Origin of the sequence: Sinomicrobium weinanense, from assembly GCF_018863395.1 — a bacterium.
In the GTDB taxonomy this organism is placed as follows: domain Bacteria; phylum Bacteroidota; class Bacteroidia; order Flavobacteriales; family Flavobacteriaceae; genus Sinomicrobium; species Sinomicrobium weinanense.
The window spans coordinates 41,641-64,928 of the sequence record NZ_JAHKRR010000005.1 but is presented as its reverse complement, the minus strand read 5'-3'; the positions used below and the strand labels follow the sequence as shown (position 1 = coordinate 64,928).

The 23,288-nt window shown below is 46.7% G+C and carries 18 protein-coding genes; 2 read left to right on the top strand and 16 right to left on the bottom strand.

Annotated elements, in window-relative coordinates; genetic code table 11:
- Window positions 1–9: 9 nt before the first annotated feature.
- From KN811_RS15340 to KN811_RS15270, 15 genes are all read right to left on the bottom strand, one after another.
- Window positions 10–3,159: a SusC/RagA family TonB-linked outer membrane protein gene (locus KN811_RS15340; protein WP_187965267.1), complete on the bottom strand. Its 3,150-nt coding sequence runs from the start codon at window positions 3,157–3,159 to the stop codon at window positions 10–12.
- A gap of 18 nt (window positions 3,160–3,177) precedes the next feature.
- Window positions 3,178–4,785, bottom strand: a complete 1,608-nt coding sequence (locus KN811_RS15335) for a glycoside hydrolase family 32 protein (RefSeq protein ID WP_187965266.1) — start codon at window positions 4,783–4,785, stop codon at window positions 3,178–3,180.
- A gap of 95 nt (window positions 4,786–4,880) precedes the next feature.
- Entirely contained in the window at window positions 4,881–6,215 is a 1,335-nt protein-coding gene (locus KN811_RS15330) for a sugar porter family MFS transporter (protein WP_187965265.1), read from the bottom strand.
- Window positions 6,216–6,557: 342 nt separating this feature from the next.
- Window positions 6,558–8,087, bottom strand: a complete 1,530-nt coding sequence (locus tag KN811_RS15325; protein ID WP_187965264.1) for an AraC family transcriptional regulator — start codon at window positions 8,085–8,087, stop codon at window positions 6,558–6,560.
- 252 nt (window positions 8,088–8,339) lie between these two features.
- Window positions 8,340–9,644, bottom strand: a complete 1,305-nt coding sequence (locus tag KN811_RS15320) for a retropepsin-like aspartic protease (protein WP_187965263.1) — start codon at window positions 9,642–9,644, stop codon at window positions 8,340–8,342.
- Window positions 9,645–9,769: 125 nt separating this feature from the next.
- The gene (locus KN811_RS15315; RefSeq protein WP_187965262.1) at window positions 9,770–10,489 is read right to left on the bottom strand and encodes a hypothetical protein; all 720 of its coding nucleotides are present in this window, start codon (window positions 10,487–10,489) and stop codon (window positions 9,770–9,772) included.
- 86 nt (window positions 10,490–10,575) lie between these two features.
- On the bottom strand, window positions 10,576–11,280 hold the full coding sequence (locus KN811_RS15310; protein WP_187965261.1) for a lycopene cyclase domain-containing protein: 705 nt from the start codon (window positions 11,278–11,280) through the stop codon (window positions 10,576–10,578).
- Between the two features lie 116 nt (window positions 11,281–11,396).
- Window positions 11,397–12,533, bottom strand: coding sequence for a M23 family metallopeptidase (locus KN811_RS15305; protein WP_187965260.1), 1,137 nt, complete (start codon window positions 12,531–12,533; stop codon window positions 11,397–11,399).
- Window positions 12,534–12,636: 103 nt separating this feature from the next.
- Complete coding sequence (locus KN811_RS15300) at window positions 12,637–12,870, bottom strand: hypothetical protein (RefSeq protein WP_223129371.1); 234 nt, start codon at window positions 12,868–12,870, stop codon at window positions 12,637–12,639.
- A gap of 54 nt (window positions 12,871–12,924) precedes the next feature.
- Window positions 12,925–13,788: a DUF6268 family outer membrane beta-barrel protein gene (locus KN811_RS15295; RefSeq protein ID WP_187965259.1), complete on the bottom strand. Its 864-nt coding sequence runs from the start codon at window positions 13,786–13,788 to the stop codon at window positions 12,925–12,927.
- Complete coding sequence (locus tag KN811_RS15290; protein ID WP_187965258.1) at window positions 13,748–14,695, bottom strand: helix-turn-helix domain-containing protein; 948 nt, start codon at window positions 14,693–14,695, stop codon at window positions 13,748–13,750. Before KN811_RS15290 ends, KN811_RS15295 begins: the two co-directional genes overlap by 41 nt.
- Before the next feature lie 227 nt (window positions 14,696–14,922).
- Complete coding sequence (locus tag KN811_RS15285; RefSeq protein WP_187965257.1) at window positions 14,923–15,156, bottom strand: hypothetical protein; 234 nt, start codon at window positions 15,154–15,156, stop codon at window positions 14,923–14,925.
- Between the two features lie 57 nt (window positions 15,157–15,213).
- The gene (locus tag KN811_RS15280; protein WP_187965256.1) at window positions 15,214–15,549 is read right to left on the bottom strand and encodes a hypothetical protein; all 336 of its coding nucleotides are present in this window, start codon (window positions 15,547–15,549) and stop codon (window positions 15,214–15,216) included.
- Between the two features lie 43 nt (window positions 15,550–15,592).
- Window positions 15,593–16,021 (bottom strand): SRPBCC family protein, encoded by a 429-nt coding sequence (locus KN811_RS15275; RefSeq protein ID WP_187965255.1) that lies wholly within the window; start codon window positions 16,019–16,021, stop codon window positions 15,593–15,595.
- A 145-nt stretch (window positions 16,022–16,166) separates the two neighbouring features.
- The gene (locus KN811_RS15270; RefSeq protein WP_187965254.1) at window positions 16,167–16,571 is read right to left on the bottom strand and encodes a VOC family protein; all 405 of its coding nucleotides are present in this window, start codon (window positions 16,569–16,571) and stop codon (window positions 16,167–16,169) included.
- Between the two features lie 231 nt (window positions 16,572–16,802).
- Here KN811_RS15270 and KN811_RS15265 point away from each other — a divergent pair, with 231 nt between their 5' ends.
- Both KN811_RS15265 and KN811_RS15260 read left to right on the top strand, forming a co-directional pair.
- The gene (locus KN811_RS15265; protein WP_187965253.1) at window positions 16,803–17,777 is read left to right on the top strand and encodes a GlxA family transcriptional regulator; all 975 of its coding nucleotides are present in this window, start codon (window positions 16,803–16,805) and stop codon (window positions 17,775–17,777) included.
- Between the two features lie 320 nt (window positions 17,778–18,097).
- On the top strand, window positions 18,098–22,411 hold the full coding sequence (locus KN811_RS15260) for an endonuclease (protein ID WP_187965252.1): 4,314 nt from the start codon (window positions 18,098–18,100) through the stop codon (window positions 22,409–22,411).
- 97 nt (window positions 22,412–22,508) lie between these two features.
- Here the strand turns inward: KN811_RS15260 and KN811_RS15255 are convergent, their stop codons facing one another.
- Entirely contained in the window at window positions 22,509–23,288 is a 780-nt protein-coding gene (locus KN811_RS15255; RefSeq protein ID WP_187965251.1) for a zinc ribbon domain-containing protein, read from the bottom strand.

Below are 23,288 nucleotides of genomic sequence, written 5' to 3'. Positions count from 1 at the left end.
ATAGGAACATTAAAACCCGATATTGACTCCCATCGAAAAAGTGGTGGGGACGGGAATAGCATTGACATCGGTCCTTTCCGGATCTGATCCTATATAGTTGTCCGGGGTGATCCAGAACAGGTTCTCACCCTGCACATAGAACCGCAGGTTAGTCATCCCGGCCCATTTTTCGATGAGTTCTTTGGGAAGGCTGTATCCCAGCTGCATATTCCGGAGTTTAAAGTAGGAGTTGTTCCGGAAGAGGTAATCAGAGGTCTGGCTGTCATTGTTCACCAGGGACAGTGAAGGGATGTCCGTATTGGTGTTTTCGGGAGTCCAGGCATTGAGGACGCCCAATCCGGCATTCTCCCGGCTCTGCACAAAGTTGTTCCAGAAAATATAGGGGTCAAGCCCTATACGTCCCGTTACCCCGGAGCCAAATACCGAAAAATCGAAATTTTTGTAGGCCAGGTCAATACGGATACCGTATTCGAGATCGGGGAGGGTTGTGCCGAGGAAGTCGCGATCGTTTGCATTGATGATCCCATCATTGTTGAGGTCCACGAACCTGATCCCTCCCGGCCGGGCGCCTACCTGGCTGGCGTGTGCATTTACTTCTTCCTGACTTTGGAAGAGGCCATCGGTCTTATACCCGAAAATGGAAAACTGGGAATGCCCGACAATGGAATTTTCAGCAGTTCCGGGATATGCTGTTCTTACCTTTTCGGGTAGCTCGGTGATCTCGTCCTTAAAAGCCCCGAAGTTGGTGGATACGGCAAAATACAGACCGTTCTCATAAGTGCCGGAATAAGCGAGAGACAATTCCCATCCTTTGGTACGGGTAGAGGCACCGTTCAGAAAACGCTGTTTTCCTTCACCCAATACCGAGGCCACGGGAGGCTGTATTAAAATACCTTCTGTATTCCTTACGAAATAATCGAAAGAACCGGCTATTTTATTCTGCAACAGGCCAAAGTCGAGCCCGATGTTCACTTCTCCGGTCTCTTCCCATTTTAACCCGCTGTTCGCTGCCTGTATGGATACGAAGCCGGAAGGGAGGTTCCCGGTATTCACCCCGTTAAGGTCGTAAGCCGTGCCTACATTGTAGTAGATATTAAAGAAATCGGGCATATATACGTTCTGGTTGGGGCCGTATCTCGCTTCGAAGAGGCCAAAACGGGCGACATCCCCGATAGACTGGTTCCCCACTTTACCATAACCCGCACGGATCTTGAGGTCGGATATCAGCTTGCTTTCACTGAGAAAGTTTTCCCGGTTAATACGCCATCCTGCGGTTGCGGCCGGGAAGTACCCGTAGCGGTTGTCTTCCCCGAAACGGGAAGAACCGTCCCTTCGCAGGGTAAAGGAAGCCAGGTATTTACCGGCAAAGGCGTAGTTTACTTTTCCGAATAACGACCATAACCGGCTTCCGCTTACGGTACCGTCCGTGGTGCGTTTTCCGGAGGCGGCACCTAGCGTAAAGTAGTCCTCGGTCTCTATGGCGAAGTCCTGGGCCGAGGACCTGATGGAATTCAGGTCTGTTTTTATGGCTTCCGTACCGAGTAATACCCCTATTTTATGGTCTCCTGTCTCCAGGTTGTAATTAAGGGTGTTGGTAAACGTAAGGCTCGAATAGTCATTAGTGTCATGGGTGAGCCTGTTGGTAGCCCTTGTAATAAAACCGTTATCCACAGTGGTTTCTATATCTTTCCGGTGAAAGCGGTTGTGGTCGATCCCCAGGGAAGTACGGAACGTCAGGTTTTTGAGGATGTTTATTTCGGCAAATACATTTCCGAAGAACGTGGTCCTTTTGGTATTGTCCCAACGGTTGATATACTGCATGTACACAGGGTTGTTCCGGTCGGAATAACCGGAGCCGAGAGGTCCCGCGTATTCCCCGGTGCTGGTAAACACGGGCAGGGTAGGTGCAAGGGTAATGGCAAGCCCGGGTGTTGGAGCACTTCCCACATCGGGAGAGGCCAGGGTTTCGTTTGAAGTATAGAACTGGGTGTTGACCCCCACTTTTACCTTGTCGTCAAAGAGTTTGATATTTCCGTTAAATTTGGCCGAATAGCGTTCATAACCGGTATATTTCAGGATACCGGTGTTTTTCAGGTACCCGAGATTAAGCAGCATGAACGATTTGTCCGTTCCTCCGGAAATGCTGACGTCATTATTGTACACATATCCGGTTTCGTAGGTTTCTTTTTGCCAGTCCGTATCTCCTGCGGGAACGTCGGTGTTCCCGCCCACATAAGGTTGTACGGCAACACTGTTGAGCACCGGATTGCTGAGGTCGCCGTTCCAGTCAAAATCATATATTTCCCCGAAGGCATTGTTAGGGTCGGCACCGTCGTTTACCGAGGCACGCCACAGTACTTCACCTCTCTGCCGGGCGTTGAGCATATCGTAGCGCTGTTTCTTTTCGGAAAGTACGGAGATGTTGGAATTTATATTTACAGTAAATTTTTCACCTTCACCTCTGGACCTGTTTTTGGTACTGATCACGATGACCCCGTTTGCTGCTCTGGCCCCGTATACGGAAGAAGCGGAAGCATCCTTTAGGACCTGGACAGATTCTATGGTGCTGGGATTGATGCTGGCAAAGACTTCCGGACGTACGGTGGGCACCCCGTCAATGACGTAAAGCGGGTTGTTGTCCCCCAGGGTACTGACCCCCCGGATAAGGATACGGTTGCTGGCCCCCGTCGGGTCTCCCGATTTTTCCACAAACAGGCCGGGAACACGTCCCTGAAGGGCCTGCATTGTACTCCCCGAACTCATGCTTTGTCCTTCGAGGGGAGCCAGGTCTACTACCGAGATGGCTCCGGTCATTTCCACTTTTCGTTCCTGGGTGTATCCAACAATGACCACTTCGTCCAGTTGCTGTGAGTCCGTTTCCAGGGCAATGTCCACCTGTGTTTGTCCGTTCAGGGGGATCTCCTGTGTTACAAAGCCTACATAGCTGAACACCAGTGTAGCATCGGCCGGAACATTGTCCAGGCTGTAATTGCCGTCAAAATCGGTCACGGTCCCTTTTGTGGTCCCCTGTACGAGGATGGAAGCCCCGGGGAGGGGAAGCCCGTCCTCCGAAGAGGTCACCGTACCGCTTACCTGGGTTTCCTGCGCAAACAGGTAGCCTTGTGCCAGAAGCAGAAGGCAAAACAATAATCGTTTCATGCGTTTTGGTTTTTCTGGTTAATTGAATTTTAATTGGTGAATGGCTATCGATTTCACGGTAGATCCGGGGTCCCCGGCATTGAGGCTAAAAGTGTCAAAAGGGGCTTTGAGGAAGAATACCTCTGTCATGACTGTTGTGCCGTTGTCGTAAAAGACCTCGGCGGAGGTTTTATCCAATATGATGTGCATGTCGAGTGTATCGGCCGAAGAGAAGCGGGGGGCGGTGGATATTTTAGCTGCAAATTTTTCAGAGAAATCTGTTTGCCCGGCCTTTCTCCTGTCCATAAAGAATTCTTTTTTGGCGTTATTCAGTCCGAAAGAAAGTGTATCTCCCCCGGTATTGTACAGCTCAAATCTGTAAGTACTGTCGCCAAGCCCTTCGAGGGTGAGTTTGATTTCGGTACTGCTCAGGGCAGGGCCTTTTTCACTGCGATACACGAATGGGGCATCCAGGGCGATATTCTGTTTTTTAATGGCTTTGGCGCGGAAGTCCTTCAGTTCCCGGATGGGTTGGGAGACCAGTTGATAGGCAGTCCCGCTTTTGACGAGCTGTAATTCCCTGGGAAGGGTCATGGCGCTTCTCCAGGCTGTGGTGGGGACCTCCTGAGCGTATTCCCAGTTAGACATCCACCCGATAAAGAGCTTTCTGCCGTCACTGCCGGGAATGCCGGACCAGGTGACCCCGGCATAGTTATCCTTGCCGTAGTCTATCCAGAAGGCTTTTCTTTTGTTTAATTCGACTTCAAATTCAGGATCGAGTGTAAAGGTGGTACCGTCAAAATCCCCGATGAAATACTGGGTAGCCGAACCACTGTTAGGCCCTCCCGGATTGAGGCTCTGGAGCAGTACCCATTTGGTTTCGCCGGTGCCCCCTGCGGTCAGCGGAAAAAAGTCCGGGCATTCCCAGACGCCACCGTGTGCGCCTGTGTTCACTCCGAAATCCGAAAGGAATTCCCAGTCTTTAAGGTTGTCAGAACGATAGAACTTGGCCCTGTCCTGGGCTGCAAGGACCATGATCCACTGGTTTCGAATGGTGTCACGTACCACTTTCGGATCGCGGAAATCCCGTATTCCCGGGTTTTGTATCACCGGGTTATCCCGGTATTTGGTCCAGGTCATGCCTTCATCCGTACTGTACGCAATGCCCTGGGTCTCCACATCGACCTGGTCTTTATCCTCCTTTTCAGGATCGTGAATGGTATACATGGCGACCACAGGAGGAGCGTCGTTAGTACTAAGCCCGGATGTGTTTTCGTGATCTACCACGGCACTTCCCGAAAAAATATATCCTTCTTCACCGGGATAGAGGGCTATGGGAAGCTCTTTCCAGTTCAATAGGTCCGTGCTTACTGCATGCCCCCAGTGCATAGGTCCCCAGACGGTAGAATCGGGATAGTGCTGGAAGAAAAGGTGGTAATACCCGTTGTAATAGAACATGCCGTTAGGGTCGTTCATCCACTTTTCTTTGGGCGTGAAGTGAAAATTTGGTCTGTAACGTTCTTCTTCTCCGGCAACAGGAACGCCGGAATCCGTCGCTTCCTTTTTCCCGTTCTTCTGACCGCATGCGATGAGAAAGAACAGGAAGGCAGGAAGTATAGCTGCTTTGGTTATTACTGTTTTTTTCATAGGGATTGATTGATTTGTTGTTTTATCGTTTTTGTAGTTTCAGGTTTTTATCAGGTTGGCGAAAACACCCCCCTGTGCCCCCCCCTTCAATACCTCTAACTTTTAACTTCCGACTTCTGACTTCTGATCCGTAATTGTATGTTCTCCAGGGAAATTCCCTTGGTCTCCGGCATGACGAACCATACAAAGAGAAGTTGCATCGCCATCATTACCGTAAAGAACATAAACACCGGCCAGGCACCGATGGCGCCGAAAAGCATGGGAATAAGCGAGGGGATAACAGCGGCAAGCACCCAGTGTACAGACGATCCGAAAGCCTGCCCGGATGACCTCAGGTGATTGGGGAATATTTCGGAAATATAAACCCAGATCACAGCTCCCTGGCCTACGGCATGCGATGCGATGAATAAAAACAGTGACAAGGGCACCGAATATCCGCCCCAGTCAAAATAAAATGCGGCCGTGACCATGGAAAGCGACAGGATATAGCCGAATGAACCATACAGCAACAGGGGCTTTCTGCCCAGCTTATCTATAAGCATCACCCCTAAAAGCGTGAACAACAGGTTCACCAACCCTATACCTACGCTACTCAGTAGGGCTGTATTCTGTGCCAGTCCGGCTTCCTCGAATATTCTGGGGGCATAGTACAGAAAGGCATTTATTCCAGATAGCTGGTTGAACATGGCAATGAGAAAGGCAAGGATAAGCGGAAACCTGTATTTTTTCATGAGTATGCTTTCCCCGCTATCTTCTGTCTCCGACCCTTTCCGGATCTCTTCGATTAAATGTTCGGCATCTTTGTCGGGGTTAATAAATTTTAGTACTGTTTTGGCATTGTCTATCCGTTTTTTGGAAATAAGCCATCTCGGGCTTTTGGGCAGGTTGAATGCAAAAAGGAGGTATATCAGGGCAGGGAAGGTTTCCACTCCCATCATCCAGCGCCAGGAGTTATGGCCTGTGTCTCTGAGCAGGTAGTTAGAGATGAAGGCGATCAAGATGCCCAGCACAATATTAAATTGATAAAGAGATACCAGCCGGCCCCGTTTTTTTGCAGGGGCAATTTCCGATACGTAGGCAGGTGCAGCAATGGTCGATGCCCCCACGCCCAATCCCCCGATAAACCGGAAAAAAGCAAAGGTATAAGGATCATTGGCCAGGGCAGAACCGAGAGAAGAAGCCAGATAGAGCACCCCTATCAACAGCAGGGTGTTTTTTCTGCCTATCCTGTTGGTAGGTATTCCGCCGAACAGGGCGCCGACCACCGTACCCCACAAAGCCATGGCCATGACCACCGAACCGTGAAAGGCATCGGAGGACTTCCATAATAATTGTAATTGTTTATCAGCTCCCGAAATCACCACGGTGTCAAACCCGAACAGGAAACCGGCCAATGCAGCCGTAACAGACCAAAGAATAATTTTATTCATCTTGTAATTTATTGTGATGAATGCTAAACTATTCTTAAAAAACAAGGTTTATGTTTAATGATGTTGCAAATTATTTCGTTTTTGATTTTTTATGCCTTTATTTTTTTAAATCGTTGCAAATCAAGGGCTTTATTTTTTATAAATCATGTACTACAACGATATAGTTACACTCAGGTAACACAAATTATACTGAGGTTACATGGTTTTAACACGTTCTTAATGATGAATTATTCGAATTTTAGTTTGACCTTATCGGAGTAAGGGTATTTCATGTGGAAATCTGGTTGGAAAAACTGAAAAGGACAGGTCGGCCACGAGGATCACGGAAAACCGTATCGGGAACTACGGATTGTTCTTGTATTCTTTTGGGGTGATACCGTATTTGTTCTTAAAAGAAGTAGAAAAATAGTTGGGGGAAGAAAAGCCGCAAGCATAAGCAACTTCGGCAATGTTCAGGGAAGTCTTCCGGAGCATTTCCCTGGATTTTTCAAGCCTTATGCCACTGATGTACTCATTGACGCTTATACCGAACATCCCTTTTATTTTACGGTAGAGCTGCACACGCGACAGATTTAGCCTTTGGGCGAGTTCTTCCACCGTAAACTGCGGGTTATCCAGGTGCTGCTCTATAATGGTGTCGAGTCTGGTACGGAATTCCTGCCCGGTGATCTTTTCTATTTCGTTTTGCTGAAGGGTGATCTTTTCGCTTTGAAGTTCCAGCAGTTTTTTCTTCTTGCTTATCACGTAAGTAGAATAAATACTGTACAGTGCAAGTGACAGGATAAGCACCAGGGAAAAGGTCAGTATCTTAATGAGATTGGTTTGGGTGGCATATTTTTTTTCCTGTTCGGAGAGTTTATGCAGTTGGTTTTCTATACTGGCCTGCTGGAGGTCTATCTTGTCCAGCTGGTTTTTCATGATGTCTGCGTTTACGGAGTCGATCACAGTGGTGCCCAGTATATTGTTTTTCGATACGGGATCTTTATTCAGGATCTTAAGGGCAAGTTTTATGGCCTCGTTCCCTCCTGTGGGATAGAAGATGGTGGCCTGTAAGACCTTGTCCTGCACCAGTTGTATACCGCCGTTCCGGGTGTTGAGCCCGTCTACACCGATGAATTTTATCTTGTTTTCCACACCTTTTTCCCGGGCCACTTCCCAGGCACTGAGGGCCATGCGGTCGTTGTGACAGAATACATAATCGATATCTTTGTCCTGTTTCAGGATATTTCTCAAAGGGGCCTTTACCGACTCGCTTTCCCAGTTTCCGTCGATAGAAGCGACAACTTTCAGCTTTTCAAAACGGTTGACGATCTGGCGAAATCCCAGGCTTCTTTCATAAGCCGGGGAGGAGCCTTTGAGCCCTTTTATTTCCACGATCCTGATCCCTCCCTCGTGATGGGGGATAACGGATGCGATATACCGTCCGGCATTTCTTCCCACCTCGATGTTGTCTGCCCCGATATAGGCCGTATAGCGTTCATTTTCAATTTTGCGGTCGATGACAATCACCGGGATCCCCGCTTTTACGGATTTTTCTACTACGGCGGTAAGCGGGCGCGATTGTATAGGGGATACAATGATAATATCCGATCTGTTCCGGATCAGGGTCTCAATGTCCGTAAGCTGTTTTTCCACATCGTCATCGGCATCCAGTATGGCCAGGTCCACATCGTCATGTAAAGAGGCCTCCAGCCGCATGGATTTGTTCATCTGTTTTCTCCAGTCGTCGGTGGTCATGCCCTGGGAGAAGCCGATCTTTATCTTATCCTTTTCCTTCCTAAGGCCGGTACAGGAAAAGAGAAGCCCCGTCAGCATAAGGCTGGCGAGCATAAAGGAAAAGCGGACGATATCAGGTTTCCGGTAAATTAGCATTGACTTCAAGGTTGGTCTGAACGGATAGCTATTCGTAAAAACCGATTTTTCGCCCAATTTATAAAATTAACACCACTTGGAAGTCCCGGGCCGAAGATTTCACGATTTTAAATTCCCGGTACCCAATACGGAATAGTTTTTTAGTTTTGGAGTTCGGAGTTGATGAGGGTAACAAAAAAAAGATACTTTAAAACTCCCAAACTCCTTTTAACCCTTTATTCAATCCCGGATAATGTATTCTCAGGAGCACAGTCAGTCAAACCTGATAAACATGTCCTGGAAATTAAAAGTCACTTTCTCAAACTTTCGGATAAGGTCCTGACCTATGTTACCGAGATAGTGATTGTCCGGTTTCACAGCTTCTTTCAGCACTACGATGGAATCCAGGCCGATCGTCCTGTTATTGATCTCCGGTTCGAAAGTCATATACATTCCTTTTTTTGTGACAATTCCGCCGACTCCGCCAAAAGAGACTTCAGTCTCGTTATAAGAGGTGTTGAGTTCTTCTTTATTTTTCGCGAAATATATATCGTAGAGCATACTGTTCTTAGCCCCTGTATCCAGTGCATATGTACCCCATCCGGTCTTGTCTTTCAGGTAGATCAGGGGAGTGAGGAAATCGATGGCAAGGTTGCGTTGCGAAGATGAAGTCCGTTCTTTGGGAACAATAAACCGGTTGTTCCTGGTGATCTGTATCTCTTTCATGCCTTCGATGACCGGAAACCCTATAATACCGTGTATCTGGTAGTTTATCTGTGGAAAAGCCAGGGCCTCGTCCGGAAAAACCAGGAAGACGGCATTGCGGACCGTCAGGCCATCCAGGGAAAGTTCGGGAGCTATGGCGATCCTTGATTTTATCTTGTTACCTGTTGCGGCATCGACATTTACAATACCATCCATCAATACTAGACCAAATCGTTTTGCGGTGGTTTCAGTGATGGTCGAAAGGTTGGCCCCGGTGTCGAAAACGAAATGTTGTTTCACGGTATCGCGGGTGACCATGAGGTTTTGCAGTTGTGCCTTGTCCCGGGTGATTTCCAGGTTCACGGTGTTGTCGATCTCGATCTGTTGTTTGGGCTGATCTTCCAGGGCCGACCATATGGCCAGGGTGTTCCTGTGGTCTTCCTCCTCTTCCCCGGTCATCCAGTGCGGGTATTCGGCCAGCAGGCGTTCCAGGGTTTCCTTTGCTTTTTTATATTCGAACAATTTGGAATAATTGACATGATTGATGGAAAGCATCCTGAACTTAAGGCTATCTGATATTTCGGAGGCGTGCCTGGTGAGCAATAACTTCATTTTGTGGATAGAGGAGTCAGGATGGTTAAATACATTGTCCAGGAAAACACCGCTTTTAAGACGATGAAGTTCGGAAAGGCGATCGAGGTTTTCCATGTATTTTTCCCTGGCGCGGAAATAATCCTTGGCATCTATGAGCGAATCGATCTCAGCGTAGATCTTTTCATTTTTTTCAACGGTTGGCTGGCTGTATCCCACTGCTGTCGTTAACAGGAAGAAAATCGTTGTAATTATCTGATAAATGGGGGGGGCGGAGGTCATTTTATGTTATTTTTAGTATGTATTACCGATAAGCTAAAATAGGGAATTATACGATGTGGAGGAGTTTTTTCCGGGGTTTTGGCATTTTGAAAGTAAGAGCACAGGTATTCGGATGTCCGGAGGGATCATTCCGTATGATCGATAATAAGATATTTTTTATGGATGGCATGGCTTAAAACCCGGATGGCCTTTTCGCCGTAATGCAGATAGTTTTCATTTGTAACGGATGTATTATCGGAATTCTCTATATATTGTCGATAGCAGGTCTGGTCGAGTTGAGCCTCGAAGAACGGAACGATCTTCCCCGATCTGAGGACCAGGGCGACCGAATTTTTCCAAAGCTGTTTGTCAGAATATCCTCTTGTAAAGAGTCCTTGAAATGTATAAAAATAGCTGTTATAATATTCTAGAAAAATAAAATCAATATCGCTGAAGGCGATCCTACGGTGCCCGAAATTGTTTTTGATCTCTATATACTTGTCAGTTTTACTGATATAAACAATGACAGACAGTTTTTCGCCTGTCACACTAATACTTTTCTCCTGAACCGTGATTTTTTTGTCCAGCACATTAAACCTGTTAAAGAATGATAGATCTGATGGCACAGACAGGAGCTCTCGTTTTTGGAGCATTTTTCTTCGTTTTTTTATAAAGCTCGATATTTTTTGGCTTTCTTTATATGTAATGAACAGGAGAAACAGGAGAGGGATAAGGAGAAAATCGATGGATTGCAGTGGCATTAACGGTTGATCCGATCTGAGCTTTATATACAATATTAAAATGATCAGTGTGGGCAGGACATTAAAGATCATCCTGTTTATTGTGAGTTTATAGAGGTGCATCATGTATTCTCAACATATGGATTATACCCGAAACCTGCTACGGGCCTGTGTTGCCTGGTGTAAAACAAAGATCGGTAAAAATGGTGATATTAATATTTGTAGCGCTTGTTTTGATAAGTCATTTTCTTCTTCCCTGAAGCAAAATCGTAAGCAATACCGGCCATACTGCCCCAGGAGAAATACCACACGAGTTCAGTGACAGGGATATGGCCGAGTACAGCAATACCATAGGCCGAGCCGGAAAGTAGTCCGTATTTATTCCAGAAATCCGGATATAAAAGGTTAAAGATTATCGCATATACGGGGATGATAATAAGTACGGTGAGCATTCCGGAAATTAGCGAAGGCAGCCACAGGTCTTTTCGGAAAAGGGACATCACCACGGAGAAGGCCACAAAGGCCAGAGAACTGACAAATATAGAGTTAAATCCCATCCAGTTGTTGAAAATGAACAGGGAAAAGACACCGGTTGCAAACAGGCCTGCAAAGAATTTTTTGCGTTTTTTTGCCCCGGTAGCATTGGTTTTCCGGAAAGCAACATCATACCCGGCAACAGCGATCCCGGTAATAAAAAAACCGAACAGAAAATCTTCCGGTGATACCGTAGCCTTGCCAAAGAGGGAAGGAGGTTGCCAGTAATCCCTGAAATACCAGAACTCTGCAATAAGCCCGGCCAGCCCTCCGAGTACACTTGTCTTTAGTATTTTTTTCTTCAGGTCCGGTCTGCTAAGGCAAAAAGCCAGCCAGGGGACAAATAGCAGTACGGAGATAAATAAGTAAGCGTATTTATCCATGGTTTTGGTTGGTGAATAACAACTTAAAGTTAAGAAAATTTCCGAATAAGATGCCGTTTATCAATCTTAATGAAATGGAGGGGTACCGGTAACCGGGGAATTCGGGGTATTTATGGTTAAAAACTGATAACAGTATTCGGCCCCGGTCGTTCCCGGGTTATTTTGGTTTCATTGCTGTTGTTTACAGGAATCCAGGGTGCTTTTCCAAACTTTGAAAAGTCTTTATAATTTCCCAGCAGAGAGAATTGTTCCAGGAAAAACGGAATGCCTTCTGCCCCCAGAGGAGAGTCGGCGTCGGCCACGTGGAAGTGAAGATGTGGCCCTGTGGATTGCCCGGTAAATCCGAGAGCGGCGATAACATCTCCCTTCTTCACTTTTTGCCCCGGTTTTACCCGTATGCTCCCGGGTTTCAGGTGTTCGTAAAACGCATAACGATTATTGCCGATAGCTATGGATATATAATTTCCCGTGGCTTTCCCTGCCGGGTATCGGGGATGTCCGGAAAGAGTAGGGCTTTCGGTAAAGTCGTCCCTGGCCGATGCCACGGTGCCGTCTGCAACCGCGAGGACTTCGGCGCCATATCCATACCAGTTTTTTATGGTGTCCTCATCTCCTTTTGACTCCTTGCCTTCACGGTCCAGTTTAACAAAGTCTATGGCAAATCGGCCGGGTATCCGTGCTTTTCCGTCGACTGTAAAGAACACTCTGCGGTGTCCGCGTTCCCAGGAAGATTCATAGATCGCTGCCCAGGGCCCGCCACGTAACGGAGGCCCCAGGGCAGTCTCTGTTTTCCTGAGACCGAAGACAGGGCCGGAGATCGTTACCGGATTATCTGTATCTCCGTCCGGGTTTACAAAGTGAAGTTGATGCCGTAGTGTATTGCTCTTCAGTTCCGAAGGTAGCGTAAAATCCATGTAAATGACACTTGCACTGCCCGGGGGCAATACTTCTTCGGGGACTGCCTCCCAGGTGCCTGCCATTCTGTGCCGGTTTGCCAGTTCTTTCTCTGCAACGGAAAATACAGGTGTTCCGGAAGCACCTTCTGTAACGGTTAAACCAGTGATTTTTATGGTATGGTCTGCAAAATTGGTCAGGTGAAGTTCGTAATAAATCGTATTTTTTCCGTTTATGGTGACCATCTCAGAGAGGTGTCCGATACGAATTTCCGGAGATTGTATATATTCCTGCCCGGCTGCTTTTTCCATACCGGAAACACACAGTATAAGATATAACAGGATTGACGATAGTTTCATGAGAAATTTTTTAGATCATGGGGTCTGTATCCTGCTAATGTATTCATTATTATATAGAATAACCATAGCCGATCTCCTTTTTAACTTTTAGAGAACGGGCCCGTCAGCCCAGATAAAGGGAGCAGCGTACCTTCATGTCGGCGAGCAGATCAATGATCCTGCGGATATCGATATGATATCCTTCTACCCTGAGTATCCGGTCCCGGTCCTCCAGGTCGAAATTGATGCGGGTATTGGGAAAATGATGTGACAATACCAGGATACAATGGTCTGCCGTAGTGACGTCATTAACATCGGTTTTAAAGATCTCTACGATGGTATGTGTAGTTATCTTCATCTTTTCAGTATAAATAAAGGAAAGGTCAAAACCGGCTTTTATCAGAAATACATTTTAGTCTAAAGTATAACGGATGCCAGCGTTTATATAAAGCGAATTTTTCATGTCGAAATCGTAGAGGGTGTTGTCGTCGATCTTATAGTTTTGTATCTGTAATTCATTGAAAATGGAATATCCCCCTTCGGCAAACAGGGAAAAAGATTTCCCGATCCTGTAATGATATCCCAGTCCGCCGATCACTGCAAGATGGGAGAGCCTGTTCTTTTTCTTTTCCTGGTCGGGCAGTACGGGCTTGCTGATATTGGCCAGGGTCCAGTCTAGTTTGGCAAAGGGTTGTATGGCACTGCGTTTACTGATATTGTAGTTGAGATAGAAGCTGGGCACGCCGAGGTGATACGACCATTTTTCGTTGACGATCCTGTGGTAGGAAACGACTCCCACTGGAAATCCCAGTTGCATGTCATAGGCCATCCCGAAGGAAAAAAATGAGGTATGGTCTTTATTAGACATGGTAGCCACCACATAGGCTGTGAGACTAAAGTCCCTGAATTTCACGGCCCCGTCCAGATTGGAGGAAATACCCGGTTCCGCAACCGCCATAAGGCTCCATTTGGGGTTAAAGATCTTGAGGTATCCGGCTTTCAGGGTAGCAGTGTGGAACCTTTCCAACGTGGAGGTTGAAAAAGATTGGCGCCCTTCTTCAAAATCAAATGCCGAAAGTGTATAGTTTGCTCCTACCAGAATGGCGTTCCCTTTTTCGTTTACGGGAAAGGTTTTTTGAAAGGAAAATCCGGATCTGTTTATTCCCGTTCTGTCGTTTTTCGACAGCAGCGAAGATGAGACGGACAATCCGTCTTTGAGTTGGGCGTAGCCGATATTAATACCCGTCAGGAAGGCTACGGCGATGAGTTTTTTCATGAATTTGCCTGTTTTTATCAGTTTTCAGGCAAACATAGGAATCAGTGGATTGCAGAAATTGTACTATTTCGACAACGATACGGCAGGAAAAATCAATACCTTCGGTAGATTGGACCACGGCAAACTCTTTTTTCAGGAACTCCCTGGGAGCGAGCTCCGTGACCTGTTTGAATTCCCGGATAAAATGGGATTGATCGTAATACCCGCAGGCATAAGCCGTTTCCGTCAGGGAAATGGCGTTGGAAGAGTGCATGAACTGCACGGCATTGTTGACCCGCTTTATTTTAACCAGTTCGGAGGGGCTCAGCCCGGTAACTTTTTTGAATTTGCGTTCTATGGTCTTATAGTTGGAATGGAATTTTCGGCTCAGTTCGTTTATTCTCAGTGAAGTATCCAGAAACAGGCTGTGCATACAGGATTTTACAAAATAATAGTCCGCTATAACACCTGTGTTTTGCAGCTTTTTCAACAGAAAATTTTCAATCAGGCCAATCCTGGTAGTATCGTCGGGAGCTTCGTAGACCTGTTCTTCCAGTAAACGGTATTCCCTGCCCAGAAAAGCGTCGAGTGGATAGTTGGCATAGGCAAATAAATGTGCCGGGATGCCGAAAAACGGATAAGAACCACCGGGTTTGAACCTCACGCAAAAGAATTTAAGCCTTTCGGGCAGGACCACATGAGCAGACTTGTTTCGAATGCCCGAAACATGTGATCCTCTTACCGATTCCCGTTTGCCGTCCATGAACTCCGTAAGATCGTCCCCGAAGTTAAATACAAGTTCTATATTGCCGTCCGGGATAAACGATTCCACTTCTCTCGAAGAGATCGTGTTGTGTACGTCTGTTGCCCAGAAGCACTCTATATATTCCGACAGTGAGGGGTGTGGCTTGTACTCTATGTATTCCATGTCCGGAAGGGGTATGGCAATAGAACGAAAAGAAACGGGATATAGTATTCGGTGAACAGTATTCAGTGGTCGGTATTCAGTAAGCAGTGATCGGTATTGGATCGGGTATTTAGTGTTGCAGGTTGCAAGTTACAGGTTAAACTCCTACTAATTCAACCTCTAACCTGCAACCTTAAACCTTGAACTTCGAATCCTATTAGTGCTCAGCTTAAGATGTGTTCCGGCCGCTAAGGAAGTAATTCGGCATCAACCTGGAGGGAATGTAGGATATCCGTAACTTTTTTAACATCAATAATGTTTCCCTCCACCCGCAGGATCCTGTCACAATCTTCCAGGTCGAAATTTATCTGTGTATCCGGGAAATAATTGTACAATACCGATATGACTTTATTGGCCAGTGTCTTGTCGGGGACATTGGTCCGGAAGATCTCCACAGTGGGTTTAAATTGAAATACAGGCATAGTCGTACTTTTTGGGATGTATCTATTAGTCATAATTTTGTGGGAAATGTTACAATTTTACCATGTAATAATCTGTCCGTTTTCCACAACATGGCCCGATTGTATTATGGATGTCATGATAAATATATCCTCTTCCCGGACATGAAAGTTCCCGGAAAGGACTTCCAGGAGGCTCTGCTGGATGTTTCGGACATCCTGGTCGGACCAGAGTGCCGGGAGGTAAAGATTGGCCAGTATGGCATAGGACTTTCCCGCCTGTACAAAACCACTCACCATGTTTATACATATGTCATTATCCGCCACACCGATACGCATGCCCCATTCCTTTACTATGGAATCCAACAGGAGTTCCGGAACATCTTTTTGCTTTACAAAACAATGTAGTATGGGCATAACTTGCCATTTTTTATGGATAGGGGCTCCCGTTTTTTTGTGTTTAAAACTTACGCTCCTGGAACGGGGTGCCTTTTCCGTCTTCACAATATTCTTTAAGGCTCAGGAGAAACATGCCCCAGTTATAGTTGCACCATCGGTAGAATTCGGTTACGTCCTTCCAGTTTGCATGATTGAGTATCACCGTGGTTACCCCGTTCTTTTCGGTAAGGTCAAAGATCACCGAGGTACCTATCCATTCGGGGTCGGACTCCACACAGGCCCATTCTATTCTCCTGTTCTTCGTTAGATGCTTTATTTGCATTTTGGTTGCGTAACCGTCATCGAAATCAAACTCATTGATAAAATTTATCTCGGGCTTTACTTTCAGTTCCCTGGTCCATACTTCGGAGAGCCCTTTCTCGGTGGTAAGAGCTTCGTATACCTTAGCTGCGGGTGTCTTAATATAATTGATATGTTCAATATTTGTCATTTTTGTGAATATATTAAATTGGTTTAAACATTTTCTTAGTATTAGTGATAGATTTTCAGAAAATGTTACAGTTTTGTCAGAAACTTTTCTGTTCGTTTTCAAGGGTTTTGGTTACACCTCAACATCGGCACACCCGTATATCCGTTTATTCTTCCTGAGGGGAATTTATCATCCATAATTTGCCATATCTGTCCTCCAATTGGCCGAAGTAAGCATTCCAGAACTGTTTTTGGAAGGGTATGGTGATCTTTCCGCCTTCAGCCAGTTTGTTGAAGATCTTTTCCGCTTGTTTTTCATCGGTGAATTGCAAGGTCATGGCAATGCCGTTGGAATTGGATATCTGTCCCCCGGGAAAACTGTCACATGCCAGTATGGTATTATCCTCAAAGGTAAAATCGGCATGTAATATCTTGTTTTTGTAGTTTTCCGGGATATCCATGGGGGCCTCACTATAACGGTTCAGTTTAATGTCACCGCCAAAAATGGACTGGTACCACTGAAGGGCCTTTTCACAATTTCCTTGAAATTGAAGGTAGGGTATGAGTTTCATAAATAACTTTTTTTGCTAAATTAAAGGAGTTATCTTTTCCTTTGCGGTGCTTATCCCGCCATTTTATAGGGGTATTCGGGACAAAATTGTATCTTTAGAGACTTTTTTGAGGAGAAATAAAGAACTGTTATTTAATTGTTTGTACTACAATTAAACAGATTTCCGAATGTAGCTCAATTTAAAGGGCGAAGTTTTAATTTCGTACAATCTAAATAAAAACCAATACACCCCATGGAATTATCTATTCTATTAACATCCCACCACCGCCTGCTCAGTGTGGCTGCCATGCTGGATGTTTTTCAGTCGGTAAACCGCTATTTTACGGAAGCTGGCAAAACACCTTTTTTCGATATTCAACTGCTTTATGGCGAAGAAAGCCGAAACAAGCATGGATATAGCGATTATATTACAAAACCCGTAACGGAGGTAGAGCGTACAGACCTGATCCTCATACCTGCTTTTGCATCTGAAGATATCAGAACGCTCATTTCGGAAAACCGGGAAATGATCCAGTGGTTGCATGGGCAGTACAAACAGGGAGTGGAGATCGCCAGTTTTTGTACCGGGGCTTTTCTCCTTGGGGCATCGGGCCTGCTTAACGGAAGGAAAGCAACTACTCATATCAATGCTACTACGGCCTTTGCGAACAGCTTTCCGAACGTGTTGTTGCAAGCCAGGGAAATACTCACCGAGGACGGGGGCGTTTATACCAGTGGTGGGGCAACCAACAGCTTTCACCTGATGCTTCACCTGATCAAGAAATATTGCGGGATAGAAACAGCTATTTATATTTCCAAGATGTTCGCCATTGATATGGACCGCGAGCAACAGGCCTGCTACGGAACGTTTACCCCCAATCGCGACCATGGGGACGAGCTGGTAAAAGGTATTGAGCAATACATACACGAAATGTATCCCGAAATACATACCATAGAAGAGATCGTCAGCGAAGTGCCGTCCAGCCGTCGCAATATGGTACGCCGTTTTAAGAAAGCCACAGGAGTTACCCCCATAGTGTATCTGCAAAAAATACGTATGGAGGCAGCCAAGAAAATGCTGGAACAGACCAATAAGAGTATTATGGAGGTCATGCTCGAAGTAGGGTACAGGGACGAAAAATCTTTCCGTAAACTATTCAGAAAGAACACCGGGACCACACCTATCTCTTATCGCGAAAAGTTTAAAGGAGTGGTGCTAAACGCATAAGCGATTTTTGTGAACGGAACCGTAACCTTAGTGTCTTTGTGATAATAAACCAGCCCGTAAAAAGTCACGGCATCTCCGAAAAAATATATAAATCTGCGTGATCTGCGACCTAAAATTTCTCCCGCAGATAGCGCAGATCATCGCAGATTTCCGCAGAAATAAGGTGGTCTTATATGATTATTTCCTCCTGGGATATAACAAAAAATGATTTCCGGAAAATAGTGTAAAGCAAATGTTATCTTAAGGATAAACCTTACTTTCCTGTAAGAGCTTTTGATATATTATTAGTAGTTTTGATGATGTTAAAAAAACGCTAATTTATGATGAAACTTTACGCTGCCAAATTATGTGCCCTTACTATGGGCCTTATGCTCAACAGTTTTTCGCTGTGGGCACAAGTACCTTCTTACTACAACGGAACGGACATTTCCAAAGCGGGAAATGATCTGAAAACCGAACTTGCTGCATTGATCACCAGAACTCACACTATCGAATTGAGCTATACCCCGGGAGTCTGGGAAGCATTGAAGCAAACGGACCTCGATCCGGACAACCCGGAAAACGTATTCCTCATTTACGGGTATAACGATAACGACGGAAACCTGCAGACCGACCGCACACGCGACAAGGACCGCAATGGCGGAAATACGGGCGACTGGAACCGTGAACACGTGTTTGCCAAATCGTTGGGGAACCCTAACCTTGGCACTTCGGGCCCGGGCTCTGATGCACACCATCTGCGGGCTTCAGATGTAAATATGAACTCACAGAGAGGAAACCTTCCTTTTGAAGATGCCAGCGGGAATGCCAGGAAGATCAATAATTCCTGGTATCCCGGTGATGAATGGAAAGGCGATGTAGCCCGGATGATTATGTATATGTACCTCCGGTATGGAGACCGTTGCCTCCCGTCTGCCGTAGGGGTGGGATCGCAAACCTACAGCAGTGATATGATGGATGTTTTCCTGGAATGGAATGCGGAAGACCCGGTGTCGGAATACGAACTGAACCGCAATGGCATACTGGAGAATTTACAGGGCAACCGGAACCCTTTTATCGATAACCCTGCTTTTGCCACTTCCGTTTGGGGCGGACCACAGGCCGAAGACCGTTTTGGGAATGGCACACCCTCTCCTGAGCCCGAACCTGAGGTCCATGTACTCATCAACGAAATAGACGCCGATACGCCGGGCAGTGATGCTGCCGAATTTATAGAACTATATGACGGCGGAACGGGAAATACTTCCCTGGACGGGCTGACGCTGGTATTGTATAATGGCTCAACAGATGTAAGTTACAAGACATTCGATCTGAGCGGGTACACTACGGATGACAATGGTTATTTTGTACTGGGCAACGAGGCTGTGGCTAATGTTTCCCTGGTATTTCCGGGAAATACCCTGCAAAACGGAGCCGATGCCGTAGCACTGTATTCCGGAAGCGCTTCCGACTTTCCGGACGGAACATCCATCACTACGGACAGCCTGCTGGATGCCATTGCCTACGATACCAATGATGGCGATGATACAGAAATACTGACCCTGCTGAATCCTGGTGAACCCCAGGTGAACGAAGGCGAACTGGGAAATAAGGACAACCATTCCCTGCAAAGAATACCCAATGGTGAGGGCGGGGGCCGGAATACTTCAACCTATTCCCCGGCCATACCGACCCCCGGAGCTTCCAATAATAATGGAGGAACGGGTAGAACGGGAATCTTTATCAATGAGATAGATGCCGATACCCCGGGCAGTGACGCCTCGGAGTTTATAGAACTGTATGATGGCGGAACGGGCAATACCCCCCTGGACGGACTGGTACTGGTGTTGTATAACGGTTCTACCGATGTGAGTTATGCAACATTTGACCTGAACGGATACTCAACAGATGCCAATGGCTATTTTGTATTGGGTAATGAGGCCGTAGCTAATGTTTCCCTGGTATTTCCGGGAAATACCCTGCAAAACGGAGCCGATGCCGTAGCACTGTATTCCGGAAGCGCTTCCGACTTTCCGAACGGGACACCCATCACCACAGACAGCCTGCAAGACGCGATTGCTTATGATACCAATGATGACGATGATGCGGAAATACTGACCCTGCTGAATGCCGGCGAACCCCAGGTAAACGAGGGTGAACTGGGAGATAAAGACAATCATTCCCTGCAAAGGATACCCAATGGCGAAGGCGGCCCCCGGAATACTTCAACCTATATGCCAGCCATACCTACACCGGGAACTTTGAACGGAGGTACGGATGAACCTACGGAATCTGTTACCATAGCCGAAGCGAGGAGCCTTCCGGATGGGACCACAGTCACTGTTTCGGGAGTGTTGACCGTGTCCGATCAGTTTGCGGGATCGGCCTACATCCAAGATAATACCGGGGCCATAGCAGTGTTTGATCAGTCTGTGCACGGTGACGGTGTTTTCCAGGTAGGGGATTCCCTTAGCCTGACCGGAACGCGAAGTTCTTACAATGACCAGTTGCAAATAAGCCCGGTATCTTCGGTAACGGGGTATGGCATGGCCAATACCCCTGTTGAGCCTGTGGAGATCACCCTTGGTGAAATGGGAGAGCATCCGGGAGAGCTGGTACGTATTGTAAATGTCACTTTTCCCACTCCCGGCGATATGCTGTTCGGTAATTCCAATTATATGCTGTCGGACAGCACAGGTTCCGGTGAGTTACGTATAGATAATGACGCGGAAGGGATTGTAGGGTTGGCACAACCGGACACCTGTTCCGGAATTACAGGGGTAGTGGGGCGGTTCCGGGATATTTTTCAGTTATTACCCAGGATGAAAACCGATCTGCCCTGTGCGGAAGAATATATTCCCGGAGGCGACGACCTCGATATCCCCAAAGATGAAACCCTGGATGTAGCAGCCTGGAATATCGAATGGTTTGGAGATGAGTCCAATTCCCCGGCAGCCGGTGATCCGGATTCGGATATGATCCAGAAAGACAGCGTTAAAGCCATCCTGGCCGCGATGGATGCTGATCTTATTGCCGTAGAAGAAATATCGGATGATGCCCTGTTTGCCCAAATGGTAAGTGAAATGGATGGATACGCCTATGTGTTGTCCGATCATACGTCCTATCCCAACGATCCGGGCGTAAAACAAAAAGTGGGTTTTATCTATAAGACCTCTACCGTAAGCCCTGTGGAGACTAAACCCTTGTTGGCCTCTGTTCACCCGTATTACAATGGTGGGGACGACAGTGCACTTGCGGATTATCCGGACGACCCCACCCGTTTTTTTGCCAGTGGCCGCCTTCCTTTTTTAATGACTGCCAATGTTACCATAGGCGGAGCCACGGAACAAATAAACTTTATTGCACTGCACGCCAGGGCTAACAGCAGCAATGGAGCCCAGTCCAGATATGACATGCGAAAATATGATGTGGAAATGCTGAAAGACAGCCTCGATGCCATGTATGCCGATGCAAATCTCGTTGTCCTTGGCGATTATAACGACGATGTGGATGAAACCGTAGCTGACGGAGTAAATACCACAACGACCACTTACGAAACCTATGTGAACGATATGGCCGGCTATAATGTGGTTTCTTTATCCCTGAGTGAAGAGAATTTCAGGTCGTACGTATTCCGGGAGAACATGATCGATCATATCATGGTTTCCAATGAACTGAACGATAATTTTATAGACGGGTCCGTAAGGGTTGGCTACGAATTTTACGACAGCGATTATACCAATACTACTTCCGATCATTTCCCGGTATCGGCCCGGTTTCGTATGCAGGCCCTGGAGCTGGCACGGACGGAGGTTACCGATGCTACCTGCCACGGCAATGAAGATGGTAGGGCAACCGTTGAAGTTTCAGGAGGGGTACTGCCATATACCTATACATGGAGCAATGGCGGGGATACGGCAACTGTTGAAGGGCTTTCTGCCGGGACCTATACCGTAACCGTAACCGATGCAAAAGGGGCACAGGTGGAAACCGAGGTGGAAATAGGCGAACCCGAAGCAATAACCTTTACCCTGGAAGGAGATGAAAAAGTGTATCCCGGATATGGCCCGGAAGAGACTGCTGTCCTGTCTGCTACGGTGTCCGGAGGAACCCCGGGTTATACCTATCTGTGGAGTACGGGCGATACCGAAAGTGAAATTACCGTAAAACCCCAGGAGACTACCGTGTATACCCTGACCATTACTGATGCAGGTGGTTGTACATCTACCGGAGAGATCACCGTGGAAGCAGAAGATATCCTGTGTGGTAACGACGGATTTTTTAACAAGATCCGGATCTGTTATAAAGGAAAGGCACTTTGCCTGTCTGAAATAGCCGCTGAACAATTGCTCAGGTTAGGTGCTGAGCTCGGTTCCTGTGGTGATGCTTCGGAAGCTGTGATCTCCGGGGTGTTCGTATTGCCCAATCCGGTGATAAGGGATGCCGACATTGTATTGCAGAGCAGTGCGGAAATCATCGTGAAGATACAATTGTATGACCGGAGCGGAAATCTTGTCTATACGGATGAGAAAACCATAAGCCAGGGAAGAAACCGTATAGGTGTTGACTTTTCCGGTTACAGAAGAGGAATCTATATCTGTAAACTGCTCCCGGAAGGTGGCCGGGCTATAACTAAAAAGATACTTAAATTATAGGCATGCTTTTGGTAAAGCTACCTGTTTTAAAATAAAAAAGGCCGGAAAGTATCGATCGCACTTTCCGGCCTTTTCTGTATGTGGTGTTCCTTGTCCTTTACAGTGACTGGAACAGTTCTTCCATTTTTGCTTTTTCTTCGTCTGCCAGGTTGGGGTCTACAAGAATACGGCCGCTGTGTTCATCGGTGATGATCTTTTTACGGGAAGCGATCTCCATCTGTATCTGTGGCGGAATGGTGAAGAAAGAACCTCCGGAGGCTCCTCTTTCTATCGCTACCACAGCAAGTCCGTTCTTAACGTTCTGGCGAATGCGCTTGTAAGCCTGTACCAGTCTGTCGTCGATGAGTTCTTCAAATTCTCCGGACTTTTCTTTCAGGGTGTTCTCCTCTTTTTCGGTTTCGGCCAGGATGGCGTCGAGCTCTCCTTTTTTGTGTTTCAGGTGGTTTTCCCGTTCCTTGAGGCGTTCTTTGGTTTCTGAGATCACCTCTTTTTTCTGCTCGATCTGCACCTTGAATTCCCGAATGTGTTTTTCGGAAAGCTGGATTTCCAGCTCCTGGAATTCAATTTCCTTGCTCAGGGAGTTGAATTCCCTGTTGTTACGAACATTTTTCTGCTGTTCGGAGTATTTTTTGATAAGCCCTTTGGATTCCTCGATCGCATTTTTTTTGTTGGCAATCTCCTGGGTAAGGTTCTCCTGTTCTACGCTCAGTTTTTCTAACCGTGTTTTCAGCCCTTCCACTTCGTCCTCCAGGTCCTCCACTTCCAGGGGAAGTTCTCCTCTTACATTAGCTATTTCATCTATTCTGGAGTCAATTAACTGCAGATCGTACAAAGCTCTTAATTTCTCTTCTACAGTAGCGTCGGTTTTTTTTGCCAT

Coding starts and splice junctions, on each gene's coding strand:
- KN811_RS15340 (WP_187965267.1), bottom strand. CDS start 3,159: ATGAAACGATTATTGTTTTGCCTTCTGCTTCTGGCACAAGGCTACCTG.
- KN811_RS15335 (WP_187965266.1), bottom strand. CDS start 4,785: ATGAAAAAAACAGTAATAACCAAAGCAGCTATACTTCCTGCCTTCCTG.
- KN811_RS15330 (WP_187965265.1), bottom strand. CDS start 6,215: ATGAATAAAATTATTCTTTGGTCTGTTACGGCTGCATTGGCCGGTTTC.
- KN811_RS15325 (WP_187965264.1), bottom strand. CDS start 8,087: ATGCTAATTTACCGGAAACCTGATATCGTCCGCTTTTCCTTTATGCTC.
- KN811_RS15320 (WP_187965263.1), bottom strand. CDS start 9,644: ATGACCTCCGCCCCCCCCATTTATCAGATAATTACAACGATTTTCTTC.
- KN811_RS15315 (WP_187965262.1), bottom strand. CDS start 10,489: ATGATGCACCTCTATAAACTCACAATAAACAGGATGATCTTTAATGTC.
- KN811_RS15310 (WP_187965261.1), bottom strand. CDS start 11,280: ATGGATAAATACGCTTACTTATTTATCTCCGTACTGCTATTTGTCCCC.
- KN811_RS15305 (WP_187965260.1), bottom strand. CDS start 12,533: ATGAAACTATCGTCAATCCTGTTATATCTTATACTGTGTGTTTCCGGT.
- KN811_RS15300 (WP_223129371.1), bottom strand. CDS start 12,870: ATGAAGATAACTACACATACCATCGTAGAGATCTTTAAAACCGATGTT.
- KN811_RS15295 (WP_187965259.1), bottom strand. CDS start 13,788: ATGAAAAAACTCATCGCCGTAGCCTTCCTGACGGGTATTAATATCGGC.
- KN811_RS15290 (WP_187965258.1), bottom strand. CDS start 14,695: ATGGAATACATAGAGTACAAGCCACACCCCTCACTGTCGGAATATATA.
- KN811_RS15285 (WP_187965257.1), bottom strand. CDS start 15,156: ATGCCTGTATTTCAATTTAAACCCACTGTGGAGATCTTCCGGACCAAT.
- KN811_RS15280 (WP_187965256.1), bottom strand. CDS start 15,549: ATGCCCATACTACATTGTTTTGTAAAGCAAAAAGATGTTCCGGAACTC.
- KN811_RS15275 (WP_187965255.1), bottom strand. CDS start 16,021: ATGACAAATATTGAACATATCAATTATATTAAGACACCCGCAGCTAAG.
- KN811_RS15270 (WP_187965254.1), bottom strand. CDS start 16,571: ATGAAACTCATACCCTACCTTCAATTTCAAGGAAATTGTGAAAAGGCC.
- KN811_RS15265 (WP_187965253.1), top strand. CDS start 16,803: ATGGAATTATCTATTCTATTAACATCCCACCACCGCCTGCTCAGTGTG.
- KN811_RS15260 (WP_187965252.1), top strand. CDS start 18,098: ATGATGAAACTTTACGCTGCCAAATTATGTGCCCTTACTATGGGCCTT.
- KN811_RS15255 (WP_187965251.1), bottom strand. CDS start 23,288: ATGGCAAAAAAAACCGACGCTACTGTAGAAGAGAAATTAAGAGCTTTG.